Source organism: Amycolatopsis sp. A1MSW2902 (assembly GCF_017312175.1).
GTDB classification, from domain to species: Bacteria; Actinomycetota; Actinomycetes; order Mycobacteriales; family Pseudonocardiaceae; genus Amycolatopsis; species Amycolatopsis nivea.
Map to the genome: position 1 here is coordinate 2,992,276 of NZ_QJPO01000001.1, position 18,826 is coordinate 3,011,101.

Genomic DNA, 18,826 nt, shown 5'->3' on the forward strand with positions numbered 1-18,826 from the left:
CGAGGGAGTGTCCAGTTGGACTCAGTGGGGGCGGGCCTGCCCGAGTGGCTGGCCGTGATGCCGGACGGCGTGGATGAGCAGGTCGAAGCGGCCCGCCAGCGAATCGGACGGCTGTCGCGGCAGTTCGAGCAGGTGCTGCGCGGCGTCGCGGAGGAATACGGTTTCAGCGTGGGGGATTGGCAGGCATTGTCGGCGTTGCACCGCTCCGGTCGCGCGGCCGTCCTCACGCCCAAGGAACTGGCCGACCGCCTGGGCGTCACCTCCGGAACCGTCACGGTCCGCGTCGACCGCCTGGAACGAGCCGGCTTGGTAGAACGTGTCGCCGCGTCCTCGGACGGCCGGAGCCGTCCCGTCCGCCTGACCCGCAAAGGCCGCGCCCGCTGGGCCGCCGCCACCCGGAAACGCACCGAACGGGAACGGTCTCTGTTCAACGCGGTCCTGAACGAGGCCGACCTGTCCGACCTGAACGCTCTCCTCTCCCGCCTGCTGACCCGCTTCGAAACCGAGTTCGGCCCGTCCTCCCAGCACGATGCCCTCCGCCCCGAGTGACAGTTTTTTGTCGGTGGGCGGCGCTAGCGTGAGCGGTACCTGACTGGAGGGAAGATCCGATGACCACTCTCGACAACCGGCCGAACACCGCACTGCTAGTCGTCGACGTCCAGAACGGCGTCGTCGAGGACTCGCACGAACGAGACAACGTCGTGGCGAACGTGGCCGCACTGGTGGACAAGGCCCGGGAGGCCGAGGTTCCCGTGGTGTGGGTCCAGCACAACGGCGAAGGCTTGGCTAAGGGAAGCCCGGAATGGGGCCTGGTCCCGGAACTGACGCCGTCGCCGTCCGAGCCCTTGGTGGAGAAGACGTACGGGGATTCCTTCGAAGACACCACCCTGGAGTCGATCCTCGCCGAGTTGCGGATCGGACACCTGGTGGTCAGCGGAGCCCAAACGGACGCCTGCATCCGCTCCACCCTGCACGGCGCCTTCGTCCGCGGCTACGACGCGACCTTGGTGAGCGACGCCCACACCACGGGCGACCGCACGAAGTGGGGCGCGCCGCCGCCCGCGCAGGTCATCGCGCACACCAACTTGTATTGGACCCACCAAACCGCCCCCGGCCGGACTGCGGGCACTGTCGCCACGAAGGAGGTCGCCTTCAAGCCTGGCGCGTGAGACCGGCGGGGATCCTGGAAGGTTGCCGCGGGGCGGAGTCTTTCGCGTCCGGCACGTGGGACCGGCGGGCTGCGGGCTGGAACTGTCGTCCGGAGCCGGAGCAGCCCTGGTCGCGAGAGGTCACGGCTCGGAGCGTGAGACCGTCTACGGGAGCTGGAGGCGGAGGGACTCGAACATCATCCAGCCCGGGTCAGCCGATCTGCACGGGGGAGCGCGAGCCGAACCCACAAGGCGGAGAGCCGGGACCGGCGGATCGTCCGTGCCGGGCGGCGCGCGACGTCTCGCACGCGGAGCGTGCGCTGGCCGATTGCGTTCGCGGGGTGAGCTCGGCTGGTGGGCTGCGGCTGGCCGGTTGCGTTCGCGGGGTGAGCTCGGCTGGCGGGCTGCGGCTGGCCGGTTGCGTTCGCGGCGTGAGCTCGGTCGGCAGGCCGCGGCTGGTCGGGCGCATGCGCGGGGTGGGCTCGGCTGGCGCGCGACGGCTGGCCGGTTGCAGTTGCGGGGCGGACTCGGTCGGCGGGTTGCGGGTGGCCGGGCGCATTCGCAGGGCGCGCCTGGCTCGGTGTCGGGCGGCGGGCTGCGACCGGCCGAGCGGGTCTGCGAGTTGAGCCTGGCTGGAGGGCCGGAGCAGGTCGGAGCGGAAGCCAGCTTGCCCGGTCGAACCGGGCCGGTCGTCCCGGTTCAGCGGAATGCCGGAGCGGGCCGTCGTACGGCGAGGGCGGCATCCCGCAAGTGACCCCAGCGCTCAACCCCGCGGTGCGCTCGAATCGTCATGCGGTCCGTGGCGCCCGGTCATGCTCGTGCGACACGAACAAGACCGATTCAGTCGCACCGCCGATCCATCCCCAACCCCGCCAACCGCACAGTGCACGGAAACCAAGCAAGCATTTGTCCGTCACATCCAACGAGTCAATCCCGCTTGCTCGCAACCGAAACCCTCTCACTCACCGGAACCCGACAACCCCGAGCCGCCCCTCCCCTCGCGAGCCGACCGAGCCGGAAACCCCTCTGCCACCACGGCTTTCCCCGCCAGACTCCCCGCCCGAAGACCACGAACCCGCGCCCTGTACCGGAAATGCCCGCCCGCCATGCCCCAGGGTCCCTCCGCACCGTGCGAAGCCGACCAGTTACGGTGGCGTGCGTGTCCTCGTTCCGTCCGGTGAGCGTGTCTTCGGGGAACCGGCGGATCAGCTGGGACCTCGTGCGCGGTGGCTGCGTCGTGCTGGTGCTGCTGTACCACGCGACCTTCATGAGCGTCGTCGTGCATCCCGAGCTCGGGCCGCGGCGGTTCGTGTTCCCGCATCAGATCGGGGCGAGCCTGCTGCTCGTGATTTCCGCGTACTTCGCCGCCGTCACGATCGGGCGCGGGTCGCTCGGCCGGTACTGGTGGGGGCGGATCGCGCGGTTGCTGCCGCCGTTTCTCGCCGCCGTCGTCGTGATCTACTTCGCGCTGCGGTACCTCTCGCCGCCCGGCTGGTTCAGCCCGCGGTTCGGCGACCTCGTCGGCAACCTGCTGATGCTCTGGAACTGGAAACCCGCCGTCTACCCCTTCCTCGACGGCTCGCACTGGACGATTCCCCTCCAGCTCATGGCGTTCACCGTCGCCGCGCTGCTCTATCGCGGCAGCTGGGGGCACGGCCGCAAGTTCCGCGTCGTCATGTGGGCCGCCCTGCTCGTCCCGCTCGCGCAGTGGCCGCTGCGCATCTCCGGTCCGCCCGAGTGGTACCGGGTCGTCGTCGACGGCTTCGGATTCCACCGCTGGCACCTGTTCGTCGCCGGCATCGCGGTCTGGCTCTGGACCAAAAAACGGGTGTCCACGACCGAATTCGTGCTGCTGGAAGTCCTGTGCGTCACCGCGCACGCCCTGCACGGCGCGGCCGTCACCCCGGCCGGGATCGACGTCGAATGGGGCTCGACGCTCGGCATCGCGACCGGGATCGCGGTGATCTCGCTGGCCGCGGCGGGCCCGGACTGGAACCGGTTCCTCCCGGCCTTCGTCCAGCGCGCGATCACCTGGTTCGCGGGGATCTCCTACGGCGTCTTCCTGATCCACCAGGCCATCGGCTACCTCGTGCTGCACTGGCTGTCCGGCTTCGGCGTCGACCCGCTGCTGCAGACCGCCGCCATGATCACCACCGGCGTCGTCCTCGGCTGGGCCCTCACCCGCCTGGTCGAACGCCCCGCCCACCGCTTCCTCATGCGCGGCTACGACACCTGGACCGCCCGGCGCCGGCCCGGCGACGAACCAGTCCCAGTCACCGCGGGACCCCGCGCCTGATCAGGTCCGCAGGCTAGGCCCGGAGTCCGGCACCCCGGCATAGTCGGGCAGTTCGACGCCGTTGATCGCGCGATCGATCAGCGCGGTCAACGCCTCCATATCCGGCTCCGGTGCCGGTTCGGCGTCCGGCCGCGGGACGGCGCGGCTCTCCGCGTGCAACCGGCCGATCTCCTGGTTGGCCTCGACGAACGAGCGCATCCGGGCCTCGTACCCAGCGAACCCGACCCCGGGATCCCACTGGGCGGCAGCCAGTTCTCCGGCGAGCAGATAGGCGCCGACCAGAGCCAGCCCGGTGCCCGCACCGGACATCGGCGACGAGCTGTACGCCGCGTCGCCGATCAGCCCCACCCGGCCGTCCGACCAGCGGTCCATCACCACCTGGGCGACCTGGTCGAGGTAAAAGTCCGGGGTGTCGTCCAGGTGCGTGAGAATGCGCGGCGCGAGCCAGCCCAGCCCGGCCGTCTGCTCGCGCAGCAGGCGTTTCTGTCCCTCGACATCGCGGTAATCGACGTCGAATCCGGCCGCGGGGAAGGTGAACATGGCCATCGCCCTCGTGGCGTCCCGGATCGGCCGCAGACCGACGGCCCGCGCGGACGCCTGGTCCTGGTACTCGATGAACCAGCGGTCCAGCCCGAACTCGTTGGGCACGCTGTAGAAGGCCAGCACGAGCCCGAGATGCCGGACGAACTTCTCGCGCGGCCCGAATACCGCCGCGCGCAGTGCCGAGTGCAGCCCGTCCGCCCCGATCACCAGGTCGAAGCGCCGCTGCCCGCCGCTCGCGAAGGTGACGTCGACGCCGTCCGCGTCCTGGACGAGATCGGCGATCCGGTCGCCGAAGACGTACTCGACGCCGTCGCGGGTGTCGTCGTAAAGGACCTGGGACAGGTCTCCCCGCAGGATCTCGATTTCCGCGATGTACCCGTCGCCGCCGTCGTCGTCGGCGCGGTAGGTCTCCAGCACGTTCCCGTCGACGTCCACGGTGTGCGCACCCGCGGTGTCCGTGCGGGCCGCGCGCACCGCCTCGTCCAGCCCCATCCGCCGGATGACCTCCTTGGCCACCCCGCGCGCATCGACCGCCTGACCGCCGGGACGCAAGCCAGGAGCCCGCTCCACCACGGTCACCTCGGCTCCCCGCCGACGCAGCCAATGGGCCAACGCAGGCCCCGCGATGCTCGCTCCGGCCACCAACACCCTGCTACCGCTCACCGCGGCCCCCCTCGCCTCCGGATGACGGTGGGGAGTCTACGGCGAGCGACGCCCGCGCAGGCGCTCCGCAGCCATCGAGGGCGGATGGCCGGGTGCCGCGATCGAGGGCCGACACGGGGTTGCCAGCCGCGAAGGTGCCAACCGGCGAAGTTGTGCCAGACGGCTCCAGGCTGAGAGGGAGCGAGCCCGCGAAGATGCGAGCCTGCGAAGGCGTCGGGGCGCGAAGAAGGTGCGAGCCCGCATGGGTGCCAGGCCCCAAAGACCGCCAGGTCGCGAGGGTGCCAGCCGTGAAGGCGTCAGGCCGCGAAGATGCGAGCCCGCGACGGCTCCAGACTGCGAAGGCGCGAGCCCGCCGAGGTGCCAGCCCGCAAAGGCACGAGGCGGCAAAGACACCAACCCTCGAAGTCGCCAGCCCCGCCAAGGCACCAGCCCGCGAAGTGTCAGCCCGCGAAGTGTCAGCCCGCGAAGGTGTCAGGCCGCGAAGGTGCCAGGCCGCGAAGGTGCCAGGCCGCGAAGGTGCCAGCCCGCGAAGGTGCCAGCCCGCGAAGATGCCAGCCGCGAAGGTGCCAGCCTGCCAAGGTGCCAACCCACAACGGCATCAACCCGGCCATCAGCCCGCGAACCCTCGCCCCCTACAACGCGAACGCGATACCCCGCACCACCAGCGCCGCGAAGAACACCACCGTGAACGCCAGGTCGAACCCGACCCCGCCCGCCCGTACCGGCGGCAGCACCCGGCGCACCGGGGCGATCACCGGTTCGGTGGCGCGGTGGCTGATCCGGCGCACCTGGCCGAGCCACGCGGGCCCGGTCGCGACCAGGCGGGTCCAGTCCAGGACCATCCGCACCACCAGCACCACGATGAACACGGTCAGGACGTACCCGACCAGGGTCCCGATCAGGCTCATCGCACACCTCGCGTCTCCGGCAACGTTCTCACCCCCTCCAACGTCCGGCGGTCCCGCGAAGTGTCCGGTTCACCGGATTTCTCAGCCGATTGCCAGGATCCGCCCGATCGGGTATCGAGGAGGGTTCCGGGGAAGGGAGCGGCGGGTGCGCAGTGCGGCGTGGTTCGGGGCGTCCGGCCGGGCGGGGATGATCCACCGCTCGTGGATGCGGTCCCAGGGCTTCGGCCCGGAGGTGTTCGACGGCAGGCCGGTGATCGGGATCGCGGTGAGCGCTTCCGAGCTGGCCCCGTGCAACGTCCACCTCGACCGGGTCGCCGAGGCGGTCAAGCGCGGCGTCTGGCAGGCGGGCGGCTTCCCGCTCGCGTTCCCCACGATGGCGACCGGCGAGACGCTCATGCGCCCCACCGCGATGCTCTACCGCAACCTGATGGCGATGGAGGTCGAGGAGCTGATCCGCGCCAATCCGCTCGACGGCGTCGTCCTGCTTTCCGGCTGCGACAAGACGACCCCGGCGATGCTGATGGGCGCGGCGAGCGTCGACCTGCCCGCGGTGATGGTCACCGGCGGCCCGATGCTCAACGGCAAGTTCCGCGGCGCCGACGTCGGCTCGGGCACGCACGTCTGGAAGTTCGAGGAAGAGCGCAAAGCCGGCCGGATGACCGAGGAGGAGTGCTTCTTCGCCGAAGGCTGCATGGCCCGCTCGAACGGCCACTGCATGACCATGGGCACCGCCTCGACGATGGCCTGTCTCGCCGAAGCGCTCGGCATGCAGCTGCCCGGTTCGGCGACCTGGCCCGCGGTCGACGCGCGACGGTTCGAGACCGCGCAGGCGGCCGGGCAGCGGATTGTCGCGATGGTGCGGGAAGACCTGCGCCCGTCCGGGATCCTGACCCGTGCGGCGTTCGAGAACGCGATCCGCGTCAACGCGGCGATCGGCGGGTCCACCAACGCGATCGTGCACCTTCTCGCGCTGGCCGGGCGCGTCGGCGTCCCGCTCGCGATGGGCGATTTCGACGAGCTGGGCCGAGCCGTCCCCACGTTGGTGAACCTGATGCCGTCGGGGAAGTTCCTGATGGAGGATTTCTGTTACGCGGGAGGGGTTCCCGTGGTGCTGACGAGGCTCGCCGAAGCCGGACTGCTGCACACCGACGTCCGCACGGTCGCCGGCAACACGAGGGAACCCGCGGAGTGCTGGAACGACGAGGTGATCACGACCGTCGACGCGCCGTTCCAGCCGCCCGGCACCGGAACCGCTGTGCTCACCGGGAATCTCGCCCCGGAAGGCGCGGTGCTGAAGCAGTCGGCCGCGTCGCCGGAATTGCTCACGCACACCGGCCCGGCGCTGGTTTTCGACACGGCCGAGGACTACCACCGCGTCGCCGACGACCCGGACCTGCCGGTCATTCCCGAAACGATCCTCGTGATCCGCGGCGCGGGCCCGAAGGGCTACCCGGGCATGCCGGAGGTGGCGAACGTCCCGGTGCCGAAGAAGCTGATCGAACGGGGGATCACGGACGTGGTGCGGATCTGCGACGGCCGGATGTCCGGCACCGGCTACGGCACGGTCGTGCTGCACGTGAGCCCGGAATCGGCGGTCGGCGGCCCGCTCGCGCTCGTCCGCACCGGCGACCGGATCACGCTCGACACCCCGGCCCGCCGGCTGACCCTGCACGTGTCCGACGACGAACTCGCCGACCGCCGCGCAGCGTGGACGCCGCCGGAAAGCCCGTACCACAGCGGATACACCTGGCTTTACCGCGAGCACGTCACCCAGGCCCACCTCGGCGCGGACTTCGATTTCCTGCACGGCTCCCGCGGTTCCGCGGTGCCGAGGGATTCGCACTGATGCGCCGCCTCCTGAAAACCGCCGCGGGCTGGCAGGTCACCGACGGCGAGTCCACCGGCGCGCTCCCGCCCGGGACAACGCTCGGCTCCCTGCTGGCCCTGTCCGCCGAAGACTTCGCCGAAGCGCTGAGAATCGAGCTGACGCCGGGCGAACCGGGCGAGCCGCGAGCGCCGGTCGACGATGACACCGAGGTGTGGGCCGCTGGAGTCACCTACGAGGTGTCGCGCGAGGCGCGGATGGAGGAGAGCGGCGACGCGGACGTCTACGCGCGGGTGTACGAAGCGGAACGTCCAGAGCTGTTCTTCAAGAGCGTCGGGCACCGCGTGCGCGGGCAGGGAGAGCCGATCGGCGTCCGCGAAGATTCCACTTGGGACGTTCCGGAACCCGAATTGGCGTTGGTGTGCAACGCGAACGCGGAGATCGTCGGCTACACGATCGTCAACGACGTGAGTTCGCGCAGCATCGAAGGCGAGAACCCGCTGTACCTGCCGCAGGCCAAGATGTACCGCGGCTCCTGCGCGGCCGGGCCGTGGATCGTGCCCGCGCAAGACATCCCGGATCCGTACGCGCTCGGCATCACCGTGTCGATCCACCGCGCCGGAGGGCTGCTCTGGGCAGGGGAGACGTCCACCGCGCGACTGCACCGCCGGTTCGCGGATCTGGTCGCGTGGCTCTATCGCGGCGACGTTTTCCCACGGGGAGCCGTCCTGGCCACCGGAACATCTGCCGTCCCCGGCCCGGACGTCACGCTCGAGGCAGACGACGAGGTCACCATCATGATCGAGGGCATCGGCACCCTCCGGAACCCGGTCCGGCGCGGCCGGTCCGCCTGACCTCCTCTTGACGCGGCCCCGCGCGTTCGGCTATTCAATCTCAGTTCACATATCTGTGGAGTATTCATATTCTTGAACGGAGTTGCGGTGCTGCCTCCTTCCCGGTCTTCCCGTCCGCGTCGTCTCGCGGCGGTCCTCGCGACGGTCGCGGGGCTGCTCGCGTCCACTGCCGGAGCGGCGACCGCCGCGCCCGCACCGAGGTCGTGTTCGTTCGTCTGCGTGCCGGACACTGTGGTGCTCGACGGCCTGCACCTGGCAGGCAACAAGATCGGCCTGATGGCCGGGAACCCGACACTGCGCACGTCGCTGTCCAACCTGCTGAAGCAGGCTGACGACGCGCTGACCAAGGGCCCGTGGACGGTCGTCGACAAGGAGCGCGTCCCGCCGAGCGGCGACAAACACGACTACCTCAGCCTCGCCCCGTACTACTGGCCGAGCCAGCCGAAAACGCCGGAAAACCCGCAGGGCTGCCCGTACGTCGACCGCGACGGCCAGGTCAACCCCGAGATGAAGAACGTGCCGGACAAGGCCGAGCGGCTCGTCGCGTTCAACTCGATCTACCAGCTTTCGCTCGCCTGGTACTACACCGGCAAGGCCGAGTACGCCCAGCGCGCCGCGCTCGACCTGCGCACCTGGTTCCTCGACGCGGCAACGAAAATGAACCCGAACCTGAACTTCGCGCAGGGCATCCCGTGCAAGACCGACGGGCGCGGGATCGGCATCATCGAGTTCTCCTACACCTTCACCCAGGTCCTCGACGCCGCGCGGATCCTCGAAGCGGGCGCGCCCGGCTGGACGAAGGCCGACGGCAAGGCGTTCCGCGGCTGGTCGGCCGACTTCCTGACCTGGTTGCGCACCAGCAAGAACGGCACCGACGAGGCGAAGGCGACCAACAACCACGGCACCTTCTACGACCTGCTGACCGCGGCGACCGCGAGCTACGTCGGCCAGCGCGACCTGGCCCGCACGATCGTCCGCGACTCCGGCAAGGCCCGGATCGACCACCAGATCGCCGCGGACGGCGGCCAGCCCGAGGAATCCACCCGCACGCGGACGTACCACTACCACACGTTCAACCTGGTCGCGCTGACTCGCCTGGCGCAGCTGGGCAAGCACCTGGGCGTCAACCTGTGGGGCTACCGGAATCCGCAGGGCGGCAGCATTTTCGCCGCCGTCGACCACCTGCTCCCGGCGGCGACCGGGGCCGCGCCGTGGCCGTTGCCGGACATCCATTTCATCCAGTACGCCGCCCTCGACAGCGTGCACGCCGCCGCCGACGCGGGGGACTGGAAGGCCCGGGCCGCGGTCGGCCGCATCCCGGCCCCGCCCGGCGGCGACCTGTTCCCGGTGCGCCCGGCGGCCGAGCAGCTGGACGACGTTTCCACCACCTGAGCCCGCTTTTCACCCGGACGCGGCACCCGCCGCGTCCGGGTTCCCGGCGGCGGTCATGGAACGATTCAGAAGGACCGATTCGCCGGAACGGGAAAGGGAAACGCCGTGATCAAGACCAGCCGGAGCAACGGCTCCGGGGCCCGGCGGGTGACGTTCGTCCTGCCGCTCGACACCCCGCCCGGCCCGGTGAGCGTGGTCGGCGACTTCAACGACTGGCAGCCCGGACGCCACGAACTCCGCAAACGCTCGAACGGCACGCGCTCGGCCGCGGTGGAAGTCCCGCCGGGCGCCCGGATCCGCTTCCGCTACCTGGCCGACGGCGGCCGCTGGCTGGACGACCCGGACGCCACCGCGCGCGACGGGCGGGATTGCTTGTACGTCGCGGATTGACCCGGCCCGCGGGGCGCGGTCGGTTGCGGCGAATGCGGCTCGGCTCCCGCGAACGAGGCGGGGATCGCACTCTGCTCGCCGGGCGGGATTGCCTGTACTTCGAGGGCTGATTCGGCCTGCGTGGCGGGCGCGGGGGGTTGCTGCGAATGCGGTCGGCTCCCGCGAACGGGGTGGGGGGGCCGCGCTCTGCTCGGCGAACGGGGCTGCCTGTACATCGCGGACTGGCCCGGTCTGCGCGGCGGGGCGCGGGCGGTTGCGGCGAATGCGGCTCGGCTCCCGCGAACGGGGCGGGGAATCACGCCTTGCCCGGTGAGCGGCCGAAGGTTGCTTCGCGCGTGGGCGATTCCTCGGTGCCGGACAAGATTTCCGGCGGTGAACGCTCGCTCCGGAGCGACATTCCCCCAGAGCGACCTTTGCCCCCGGAGACCGACGTTGCCTCCGCAACGACGCGTGCCCCGGCGAGTAGCTCGTGCGGCGTGCATCAGGCGAACGACGTCTGAGCAACCCCACGCAAAGCTGGGCACGCAGCGATGGCCCCAGCGAAAGTCATGCAGCGATCCTCGCGTGCGTTTAAGCCGGTGAGAACCAGCACCCCCAAGCACGAACCCTGAGCCACACCTCACCCCGCTCTAGTTTTGGAGCATCCGCTCCATTACCATCCACCCATGCCCCGCCCCCGGATCCACGATCCCGAGCTGATCCTCGACACCGCCGAGCGTCTCATCGCCGACCTCGGTCCCGAGGCGCTCACCGTCCGGCGGCTCGCGCTGGAGGCGGGCGTCCCGAACAGCACGATCTACCACGCCTTCGCCAACCTCCCCGCCCTGATCGGCCGGACCTGGCTCCGCGCCGCCACCTTCTTTCTCGACGAACAAGAACGGCTGGTCGACGAAGCCGCAAACCCGATCGAAGCAGTGGTCGCAGCGGCCGACACCCCAGCCGTAGTAGCCGACGCACGACCGGACGCGGCGCGGATGATGATCGCCGTCCCCTCGAAGCGGGTGCTGGGGCCGCAGCTTCCGGAAGACGTAGCGGAAGCCTTGCACGCCTTGGACAAACGCCTCGTCCGCCTCTTGGTCCGCCTCGCCCGCCAGCTCTGGAACCGCGGCGACGGGCAAGCCGTAGAAGTCATCACCGCCTGCGTCGTGGACCTCCCGACGGCCCTGCTCCGCCGCGAACTCGCCACCGGTCCCGCCAGCAGGGAAAGCCGGGAACGGCTGGCCGCGGCGGTCCGCGCGATCCTCGCACTCCAACCCCCGGAAAAGTCCAGAAAGGACTGAAATGCCCACCCTCACCACCACCGGCGCCGTCCACGTTCTCGACTTCGGCGCCGACGAAAACCGTTTCGCCCCAACGTGGCTGGAGGAAGTCCACGCGCACCTCGACACGGTCACCGCGGGCAAGGAACCCGCCGCGCTCGTCACGATCGGCAGCGGCAAGTACTACTCCAACGGCCTCGACCTCGACTGGCTCACCAGCCACCCCGGCGACGCGGGCAAATACGTGACCAGCATCCACGAACTCCTCGCCCGCGTGCTCGCCCTCCCGGTCCCGACGATCGCGGCGGTCAACGGGCACGCTTTCGGCGGTGGCGCGATGCTCGCGATGGCTCACGATTTCCGCGTCATGCGCGAGGACCGCGGCTACTTCTGCTTCCCCGAGGCCGACATCAACCTCCCCTTCACGCCAGGGATGGCCGCGCTCGTCCAGGCGAAGCTCACCCCGGCCGCCGCAGTCGCGTCGATGACCACTGGGAGCCGGTTCGGCGGTCCGCAAGCGAAGGCGCTCGGCCTGGTCGACGCGACCGCCGCGCTGGACGACCTGCGGACGGCCGCGGTCGACCGGGTCGCTCCGCTCGCGGGCAAGGACCGCGGCACGCTCGGGGCGATCAAGTCCACTATGTTCGGTCCGGCGCTGACCGCGTTGCGGGAGGCGGGGAACTGATCGGGTAGGCTCGCGTACGCGCGGCGGTGGGGCTCGCCGCTCCGGGAATCGCCCGGACAACCGCGGCCGGGGGCCGCCAACAGTCCCTACTCGAACGGTGACGCGTGTCCGTGGAGTAGGAGAAGACTGTGCCTGAAGAACCTCTCGACCCCGACGTCGACCTCCGGGATCCCGTGCAGCAACGCGAACTCGTCCGGCACCACGTGTCGGTGCTCGGGGTGATCGCGCTCGGCGGCGGGCTCGGCGCGCTGGCCCGCTACGGCCTCGCCCAGGCCCTTCCCACCGAGACCGGCGGCTTCCCGTGGGCGACCTTCTGGACGAACGTCGCCGGCTGCTTCCTCATCGGCGTGCTGATGGTGCTGGTCACCGAGGCGTGGTCGGCGCACCGGCTGGTGCGGCCGTTCCTCGGCGTCGGCGTCCTCGGCGGCTTCACCACTTTCTCCACGTACGCGGTCGAAGCGCGCAATCTGCTGCGGCCGGACACCGTGCCGGTCGCCTTCGGCTATCTCGGCGGAACGCTCGCCGCCGCGCTGCTCGCCGTCCTGCTGGGGCACGCGATCACCCGCAAGCTGGTCCCGGTGGAGGTGGCTGTCTGATGACCGTCCTCCTCGTCTTCCTCGGCGCCGCGGTCGGAGCACCGATGCGGTACCTGACCGACCGGGCCGTCCAGTCCCGGCACCAGAGCCTGTTCCCGTGGGGCACGTTCACCGTCAACCTGATCGGCTGTGTCCTGCTCGGCGGGCTCGCCGGTGCCGGGACTGCGCTGCCCGCGGCGGTTTACTCGCTGCTCGGCACCGGATTCTGCGGCGCGCTCACGACGTACAGCACGTTCAGCTACGAAACCGTCCGGCTGGTCGAGCGCCAGTCGTACTTCGCCGCGGCGGCGAACGTGGTCGTCAGCGTCGCGGCGGGCGTCGGCGCGGCGGCGTTCGCGTACGAGGCTGTCCACGCCTTGGTCGGGTAAGAGTGCGGGTTGCACAGCCGGATGGTCCAGGCTGTGCAGATCGCACGGTGACCTCGCCGGAGCTGCTGCTTACCGTGCTGGGAACCGTTCCCCTCCAGAATGAGGAGGTCGCCATGGCCTCGGCTGTCGGTGTCGACGATTACGCGCTGACCAGGGTGCCCGATTCCGCCCGTTACTCGTGGTGGTCGGTCGCTGTGCAGCGGTTCGGCCAGGTTTCCGCGCTGTCGCAGTTCCTGCTCGGCGCCACCATCGGCTTCGGGATGAGCTTCGGGAACGCCGTGCTGGCGTTCACGCTCGGCTCGGTCATCCTCGAGCTGATCACCATTCTCGTCGGCGTGATCGGCGTCCGCGAGGGCCTCACCACCTCGATGATCGCGCGCTGGACCGGCTTCGGCCGCGGCGGTTCCGCGCTCATCGGGCTGGCCATCGGGATCAGCCTGATCGGGTGGTTCGGCATCCAGTCCGCGGTGTCCGCGCAGGGCCTCGCCGCGCTGGTCGGCGGACTGCCGGAGTGGGGCTGGGCGCTCGTGTTCGGCCTGGTGGTGACCGCGATCGTGGTCCGCGGCTTCCACTCGATGGCGTGGACGGCGTACCTGATGGTGCCCGCGTTCCTGGTCCTGGTCGGCTGGTCGGTGGTCTCCGAACTGACCCGGCACGACCTCGGCGCGCTCGTGGCGTCCGCGCCGCCCGGCCCGACGCTGTCCCTGCTGCAGGGCACGACGCTGGTCGCGGGCGGGTTCATCGTCGGCGCGGTGATCACGCCGGACATGACCCGGTTCAACCGCACCACCGGCGACGTCGTCAAGCAGACGCTCGTCGGCGTCACCCTCGGCGAGTACGTGATCGGCCTGGCCGGCGTGCTGCTCGCGCACGCGGTCGGCACGGCGCAGATCACCACGATCGTCACGTCGTCGGTCGGCTGGGTCGGGCTGCTGATCGTCATCGCGGGCACGATGAAGATCAACGACTGGAACCTGTACTCGTCCGGGCTCGGCGTCGTGAACTTCATCGGCACCGTCTCCGGGAAACGGGCGCACCGCGGCCTGGTCACCGCCGTGCTCGGCGTGGTGGGCAGCGTGCTCGCCGCCGCCGGGATCCTCTCGAAGTTCACCGATTTCCTGACCGTGCTCGGGGTCGCGTTCCCGCCCATCGCCGGGATCATGGTCGCGGAGTACTTCGTGGTGAAGCAGTGGCGCGGCGAGCTGGAGGAGGCCAGGGCGCGGGGCGCGGTGCCCACCGACGCCCCGGTGTGGGTGCCCGCGACGATCGTCGTCTGGATCGCCGCCGCGCTGTTCGGCGAGTTCGTGGACTGGGGACTGCCCAGCATCAACTCGCTCGTCGTCGCTTTCGTTCTGTACGTGGCCGCCGGGAAGCTCGGCCTGGTCCGCGGGGTCGGCAAGAGCCGGACCGCGGACGCCGAACCGGCCCCGGCCGCCTGATTCCGTCACCTGGAAGGGGATTTCTCCGTGCGCATCGGCATCGACGTCGGCGGGACCAACACCGACGCGGTCCTGCTGGACGGCCGCGAGGTGCTCGCCTCGATCAAGACCAGCACCACCGAGGACGTCACCTCGGGCATCGTCGCCGCGATCGACGGGCTGCAGCGGCAGCGGGCGTTCGACCCGGCCGCGGTGCGAGCGGTCATGATCGGCACCACGCACTTCATCAACGCGCTCGTCGAGGCGCACCGGCTGGCCCCGACCGCGGCGGTGCGGCTCAGCCTGCCCGCGGGCGCGTCGCTGCCGCCGATGGTGGACTGGCCGCAGCGGCTGGTCGACGCGGTGTCCGGGCGCAGCTACCTCGTGCACGGCGGCCACGAGTTCGACGGACGCCACATCGCCGAACTGGACGAAAGCGAACTGCGCAAGGCCGCCGACGACATGGGCTCGGCCGGCGTGCGCAGCGTCGCGATCACGTCGGTGTTCTCGCCGGTGAACGCGGAGTTCGAGGCCCGGGCGGCGGAGATCATCTCCTCGCAGCTGCCGGACGTCGCGATCTCGCTGTCCCACGAAATCGGCCGGATCGGGTTGCTGGAGCGGGAAAACGCGACGGTCATCAACGCCGCGCTGCGCGAGCTGGCGGCGCACATCGTGGACGGTCTGGCCGCGTCGGTGACCGGCGCGGGCATTACCGCGCCGCTGTATCTGAGCCAGAACGACGGCACGCTGATGGACGTCGACTTCGCCCGCCGCTACCCGGTGGCGACCTTCGCGTCCGGCCCGACGAACTCGATGCGCGGCGCGGCGGTGTTGTCCGGTTTGGACACTTGCGCGGTGGTCGACGTCGGCGGCACCACGAGCGACGTCGGCGTGCTGCGCCAGGGTTTCCCGCGCGAGGCGACCACGGACGTGAGCGTCGCCGGGATCCGCACGAACTTCCGGATGCCGGACGTCCTTTCGATCGGCATCGGCGGCGGCAGCCGGGTGCGCGGCGACGCGTCCGGCGTGACCGTCGGACCGGATTCCGTCGGTTACGAGCTGACCTCGAAGGCGCTCGTGTTCGGCGGAGACACCTTGACCGCCACGGACATCGCGGTCGCCGCCGGGCGGGCCGAGATCGGCGACCCGGCGCTGGTCGCGCACCTCGACCGGGACTTCGTGCGGGCCGCGCTGGACCGGATCGCGGCGGACGTTTCCGACGTCGTGGACCGGATGCGCACGTCGTCCGAGCCGCTTCCGGTGGTCGCCGTCGGCGGCGGTTCGGTGCTGCTGCCGGACGAGCTGGCCGGTTCCGGCGAGGTCCGCCGGCCGGACCACTACGCGGTGGCCAACGCGATCGGCGCGGCGATCGCGCAGATCGGCGGCGAGGTCGACCGGGTGTACGTGATCGAGCCCGGCCGTCGCGAAGCCGTGGTGGACGAGGCGAAGCAGGAAGCGGTCGACCGCGCGGTGGCCGCCGGGGCGAGCCCGGCGTCCGTCGGCATCGTCGACTTCGACGAGGTGCCGATCCCGTACCTGCCCGGCAACGCGACCCGGATCCGGGTCAAGGCGGTCGGCGACTTGCAGCTGGGGGCGTGAACGATGGCTGAGATTACCGAGAAGGACCTGGACGACATCGCCCGCGGCGCGGCGATCCTCGGCACCGGCGGCGGGGGAGACCCGTACATCGGCCGGCTGCTGGCGCATTCCGCGGTCCGCGAGCACGGTTCGGTGCCGCTGGTGAAACTGTCCGAATTGGACGACGACGCCGTGGTGCTGCCGGTCGCGATGATGGGCGCGCCGACGGTGATGGTGGAGAAACTGCCGTCCGCCGAACAGGTCGGGCTCGCCGCCCGGACACTCGCTACCTATCTGGGCAAGGAACTCACGCACATCGCCTGCGCCGAAGCGGGCGGCGTGAACTCGCTGATCCCGGTCGTCGCGGCGGCGCAGCTCGGCCTGCCGCTCGTGGACGCGGACGGCATGGGCCGCGCGTTCCCGGAGCTGCAGATGGTTTTGCCGACCCTGTACGGAATCCGCGCGACCCCGATGTCCATCGCGGACGAGAAGGGCAACCGCGGCGTACTGGACACTGTGGACAATCGCTGGGCGGAGCGGCTGGCCCGGTCGGCGACCATCGACATGGGCTGCTCGGCGATGATCAGCAACTACGCGATGTCCGGCGCGCAGGCGCGCGAATCGATGGTGCCCGGAACGCTGACCCTGTGCGCGGAACTCGGCGCGCTCGTGCGGCAGGCCCGCGAGGAGCACGAGAACCCGGTGGATCGCGTGGTGGAGCGGCTGCGCGGGCGGACGCTGTTCAGCGGCAAGGTCGTGGACGTCGCCCGCCGCACCGTCACCGGGTTCGCCCGCGGCGAGGCCCGGCTGTCCGGAATGGACGGTGACACCGGCACGGAAATGCTGCTGCGGTTCCAGAACGAGCATCTGGTGGCCGAGGTCGACGGCGAGGTGCGCGCTTCGGTGCCGGACCTGATCTGCACGCTAGACCGCGAATCCGGCGAGGCCGTCACCACCGAAGGCCTGCGCTACGGCCAGCGGGTCACAGTGATCGCGGCTCCGGCGGACCCGCGCTGGCACACCCCGGAGGGCATCGCGCTGGCCGGTCCGCGCTACTTCGGCTATGACCTGGACCCGATCGGGGTCGCGGGATGAGCTGGACCCTGACCGAAGACCACCTCGAGGATCTCGCCCGCGGCGCGGCCGTCCTCGGCACCGGTGGCGGTGGCGACCCGTACGTCGGGCGGCTGCTGGTGCGCGAGGCGATCCGCGAGCACGGACCCGTCACCGTGCTCGACCCGGACGACCTGGACGACGACGCCCTCGTCATCCCGACCGCGCAGATGGGCGCGCCGACCGTCGTGCACGAGAAGCTCCCGAACGGCTCCGAACCCGAGTTGGCCTTGCGGGCACTGGAAAAACACCTCGGCACGAAGGCCGACGCGACCATGCCGATCGAATGCGGCGGGATCAACTCGATGATCCCGCTGGTCGTCGGCGCGCGACTCGGGCTGCCGGTGGTCGACGCCGACGGCATGGGCCGGGCGTTCCCGGAGCTGCAGATGGAGACGTTCGGCGTGTACGGCGTCCCCGGTTCGCCGATGGGCATCGCCGGAGAACGCGGCGAGACCACGCTGATCGACACCGGCGCCGACAATCGGCGGATGGAATGGCTCGCGCGCGGGATCACCATCCGGCTCGGCGGAGTCGCGCACATCGCCGAGTACTCGATGAGCGGCGCGGACGTCAAACGCACCGCCGTGCCGCGGACGCTCTCGCTCGCACTGAGCGTCGGCCGGGCGATTCGCCTTGCCCGCGAAGAAAACGCCGACCCCGTGGCTGCGCTGGCGACCGCGCTCGGCGACACGCTGTACTCGCATCTGCGGGTGTTGTTCCGGGGCAAAGTGTCCGATGTGGAGCGCCGGACCGAGGAAGGATTCGCTAGGGGCCGCGCGGCAGCGGTGTCCTTCGACGGTGAGCACAAGCTGGAAATCCTTTTCCAGAACGAAAACCTGGTCGCGCTTGTCGACGGCGAGGTTCGCTGCCTGGTGCCGGACCTGATCTGCGTGCTGGAGGCGGAGTCCGCCGAGCCTATCACCACCGAGACGCTGCGTTACGGCCAGCGGGTCACCGTGGTGGGGATTTCGACGCCGCCGCTCATGCGCACTCCGGAAGCGCTGGCGACGTTCGGCCCGCCCGCGTTCGGGCTGGCGCACGAGTTCGTTCCGGTGGAGGTGGCTTCGTGAGTTCGCTCGACGGCCGGGTGGTCGTGGTGCTCGGCGGCGGGTCCGGGATCGGGCTAGAGGTCGCCCGGCGCGCGACGGCGGCGGGCGCGCTCGTCCACCTCGGCGGCCGGACCGGCGACAAGCTCCGGGCCGCCGCGGCGGAGCTGGGCCCGACCGCGACCTGGCAGGCGGTGGACACCACCGACCAGGCGTCGCTCGCCGAGTTCTTCGGCGCGCTCGACCGGGTCGACCACCTGTTCACCCCCGCCGCGTCCTACACCGTCGGCCCGATGCGGGACCTGAGCGACGCGGAGGCGGAAAGCCCGTTCGTCACGAAGTTCTGGGGCCAGTACCACGCGGTGAAGCACGCCGCGCCGAAGCTCTCATCGGACGCCTCGGTGGTGCTGATGTCCGGTGTCGCGAGTGTGCGCCCGCCCGCCGCGGCACCGGCGTACATCGCGTGCAACGCGGCGATCGAGGGGCTCGGCCGCGGGCTCGCGGTGGAACTGGCGCCGGTCCGGGTGAACGTCGTGTCGCCGGGCACGATCGACGGGAACCTGTGGGCCGGGCGTCCGGCGGCCGCGCGGGAGGCGAGTTTCGCGCAGTACCGCGCGGACACCCTGCTGCACCGCGTCGGCCGGGAGTCCGAAGTGGCCGATGCCGTGCTGTACCTGTTCACCAGCACTTACACCACCGGTTCGACGCTGTATCCGGACGGCGGCTACAGCTTCCGCTGAT

At 70.6% G+C, this 18,826-nt stretch carries 18 protein-coding genes; 16 read left to right on the plus strand and 2 right to left on the minus strand.

Annotation, left to right across the window (positions count from 1 at the left end):
• Window positions 1-24 precede the first annotated feature (24 nt).
• From DMP23_RS13600 to DMP23_RS13610, 3 genes are all read left to right on the plus strand, one after another.
• Window positions 25-549 carry a MarR family winged helix-turn-helix transcriptional regulator gene (locus tag DMP23_RS13600; protein ID WP_134731396.1) on the plus strand — a complete coding sequence of 175 codons (525 nt, stop codon included), beginning with the start codon at window positions 25-27 and terminating at the stop codon, window positions 547-549.
• 59 nt (window positions 550-608) lie between these two features.
• Entirely contained in the window at window positions 609-1,169 is a 561-nt protein-coding gene (locus DMP23_RS13605) for a cysteine hydrolase family protein (RefSeq protein ID WP_037815565.1), read from the plus strand.
• Between the two features lie 1,138 nt (window positions 1,170-2,307).
• Complete coding sequence (locus tag DMP23_RS13610) at window positions 2,308-3,444, plus strand: acyltransferase family protein (RefSeq protein ID WP_238605721.1); 1,137 nt, start codon at window positions 2,308-2,310, stop codon at window positions 3,442-3,444.
• On the opposite strand, the gene DMP23_RS13615 is transcribed toward DMP23_RS13610, so the two are convergent.
• Together DMP23_RS13615 and DMP23_RS13620 are read right to left on the minus strand one after the other, a co-directional pair.
• Window positions 3,445-4,650 (minus strand): FAD-dependent monooxygenase, encoded by a 1,206-nt coding sequence (locus DMP23_RS13615; protein WP_051729107.1) that lies wholly within the window; start codon window positions 4,648-4,650, stop codon window positions 3,445-3,447. It abuts the gene before it with no gap.
• A 632-nt stretch (window positions 4,651-5,282) separates the two neighbouring features.
• On the minus strand, window positions 5,283-5,558 hold the full coding sequence (locus DMP23_RS13620) for a YggT family protein (RefSeq protein ID WP_037815567.1): 276 nt from the start codon (window positions 5,556-5,558) through the stop codon (window positions 5,283-5,285).
• 145 nt (window positions 5,559-5,703) lie between these two features.
• Between DMP23_RS13620 and DMP23_RS13625 the strand changes: the two genes are divergently transcribed.
• From DMP23_RS13625 to DMP23_RS13685, 13 genes are all read left to right on the plus strand, one after another.
• Window positions 5,704-7,404 (plus strand): IlvD/Edd family dehydratase, encoded by a 1,701-nt coding sequence (locus DMP23_RS13625; protein ID WP_337821241.1) that lies wholly within the window; start codon window positions 5,704-5,706, stop codon window positions 7,402-7,404.
• Complete coding sequence (locus DMP23_RS13630) at window positions 7,404-8,237, plus strand: fumarylacetoacetate hydrolase family protein (RefSeq protein WP_337821242.1); 834 nt, start codon at window positions 7,404-7,406, stop codon at window positions 8,235-8,237. The genes DMP23_RS13625 and DMP23_RS13630 overlap by 1 nt, the downstream gene beginning before the upstream one ends.
• 87 nt (window positions 8,238-8,324) lie before the next feature.
• On the plus strand, window positions 8,325-9,629 hold the full coding sequence (locus tag DMP23_RS13635; protein ID WP_051729108.1) for an alginate lyase family protein: 1,305 nt from the start codon (window positions 8,325-8,327) through the stop codon (window positions 9,627-9,629).
• Between the two features lie 105 nt (window positions 9,630-9,734).
• On the plus strand, window positions 9,735-10,019 hold the full coding sequence (locus tag DMP23_RS13640) for an isoamylase early set domain-containing protein (protein ID WP_134670334.1): 285 nt from the start codon (window positions 9,735-9,737) through the stop codon (window positions 10,017-10,019).
• Between the two features lie 665 nt (window positions 10,020-10,684).
• Window positions 10,685-11,299, plus strand: coding sequence for a TetR/AcrR family transcriptional regulator (locus DMP23_RS13645; RefSeq protein WP_238605723.1), 615 nt, complete (start codon window positions 10,685-10,687; stop codon window positions 11,297-11,299).
• Between the two features lies 1 nt (window position 11,300).
• Window positions 11,301-11,963, plus strand: a complete 663-nt coding sequence (locus DMP23_RS13650; RefSeq protein ID WP_037815577.1) for an enoyl-CoA hydratase/isomerase family protein — start codon at window positions 11,301-11,303, stop codon at window positions 11,961-11,963.
• Window positions 11,964-12,181: 218 nt separating this feature from the next.
• The gene (gene crcB, locus DMP23_RS13655; protein WP_443111341.1) at window positions 12,182-12,559 is read left to right on the plus strand and encodes a fluoride efflux transporter CrcB; all 378 of its coding nucleotides are present in this window, start codon (window positions 12,182-12,184) and stop codon (window positions 12,557-12,559) included.
• Window positions 12,559-12,927 carry a fluoride efflux transporter CrcB gene (gene crcB, locus DMP23_RS13660; RefSeq protein ID WP_037815581.1) on the plus strand — a complete coding sequence of 123 codons (369 nt, stop codon included), beginning with the start codon at window positions 12,559-12,561 and terminating at the stop codon, window positions 12,925-12,927. Before crcB (DMP23_RS13655) ends, crcB (DMP23_RS13660) begins: the two co-directional genes overlap by 1 nt.
• Before the next feature lie 113 nt (window positions 12,928-13,040).
• Window positions 13,041-14,366: a purine-cytosine permease family protein gene (locus DMP23_RS13665; protein ID WP_337821243.1), complete on the plus strand. Its 1,326-nt coding sequence runs from the start codon at window positions 13,041-13,043 to the stop codon at window positions 14,364-14,366.
• 27 nt (window positions 14,367-14,393) lie between these two features.
• Window positions 14,394-15,944, plus strand: a complete 1,551-nt coding sequence (locus DMP23_RS13670) for a hydantoinase/oxoprolinase N-terminal domain-containing protein (protein ID WP_037815583.1) — start codon at window positions 14,394-14,396, stop codon at window positions 15,942-15,944.
• Window positions 15,945-15,947: 3 nt separating this feature from the next.
• Window positions 15,948-17,018 (plus strand): S-methyl thiohydantoin desulfurase domain-containing protein, encoded by a 1,071-nt coding sequence (locus tag DMP23_RS13675; RefSeq protein WP_037815584.1) that lies wholly within the window; start codon window positions 15,948-15,950, stop codon window positions 17,016-17,018.
• Window positions 17,015-18,109 carry an S-methyl thiohydantoin desulfurase domain-containing protein gene (locus tag DMP23_RS13680; RefSeq protein ID WP_037815585.1) on the plus strand — a complete coding sequence of 365 codons (1,095 nt, stop codon included), beginning with the start codon at window positions 17,015-17,017 and terminating at the stop codon, window positions 18,107-18,109. Before DMP23_RS13675 ends, DMP23_RS13680 begins: the two co-directional genes overlap by 4 nt.
• The gene (locus DMP23_RS13685; protein WP_037815587.1) at window positions 18,106-18,825 is read left to right on the plus strand and encodes an SDR family oxidoreductase; all 720 of its coding nucleotides are present in this window, start codon (window positions 18,106-18,108) and stop codon (window positions 18,823-18,825) included. Before DMP23_RS13680 ends, DMP23_RS13685 begins: the two co-directional genes overlap by 4 nt.
• Window position 18,826 lies beyond the last annotated feature (1 nt).

Bases quoted from the DNA above. Each gene is read 5' to 3' on its own strand.
- DMP23_RS13630 (WP_337821242.1), top strand. From the start codon at position 7,404: ATGCGCCGCCTCCTGAAAACCGCCGCGGGCTGGCAGGTCACCGACGGC.
- DMP23_RS13650 (WP_037815577.1), top strand. From the start codon at position 11,301: ATGCCCACCCTCACCACCACCGGCGCCGTCCACGTTCTCGACTTCGGC.
- DMP23_RS13620 (WP_037815567.1), bottom strand. From the start codon at position 5,558: ATGAGCCTGATCGGGACCCTGGTCGGGTACGTCCTGACCGTGTTCATC.
- DMP23_RS13665 (WP_337821243.1), top strand. From the start codon at position 13,041: ATGGCCTCGGCTGTCGGTGTCGACGATTACGCGCTGACCAGGGTGCCC.
- DMP23_RS13680 (WP_037815585.1), top strand. From the start codon at position 17,015: ATGAGCTGGACCCTGACCGAAGACCACCTCGAGGATCTCGCCCGCGGC.
- DMP23_RS13605 (WP_037815565.1), top strand. From the start codon at position 609: ATGACCACTCTCGACAACCGGCCGAACACCGCACTGCTAGTCGTCGAC.
- crcB (WP_037815581.1), top strand. From the start codon at position 12,559: ATGACCGTCCTCCTCGTCTTCCTCGGCGCCGCGGTCGGAGCACCGATG.
- DMP23_RS13675 (WP_037815584.1), top strand. From the start codon at position 15,948: ATGGCTGAGATTACCGAGAAGGACCTGGACGACATCGCCCGCGGCGCG.
- DMP23_RS13645 (WP_238605723.1), top strand. From the start codon at position 10,685: ATGCCCCGCCCCCGGATCCACGATCCCGAGCTGATCCTCGACACCGCC.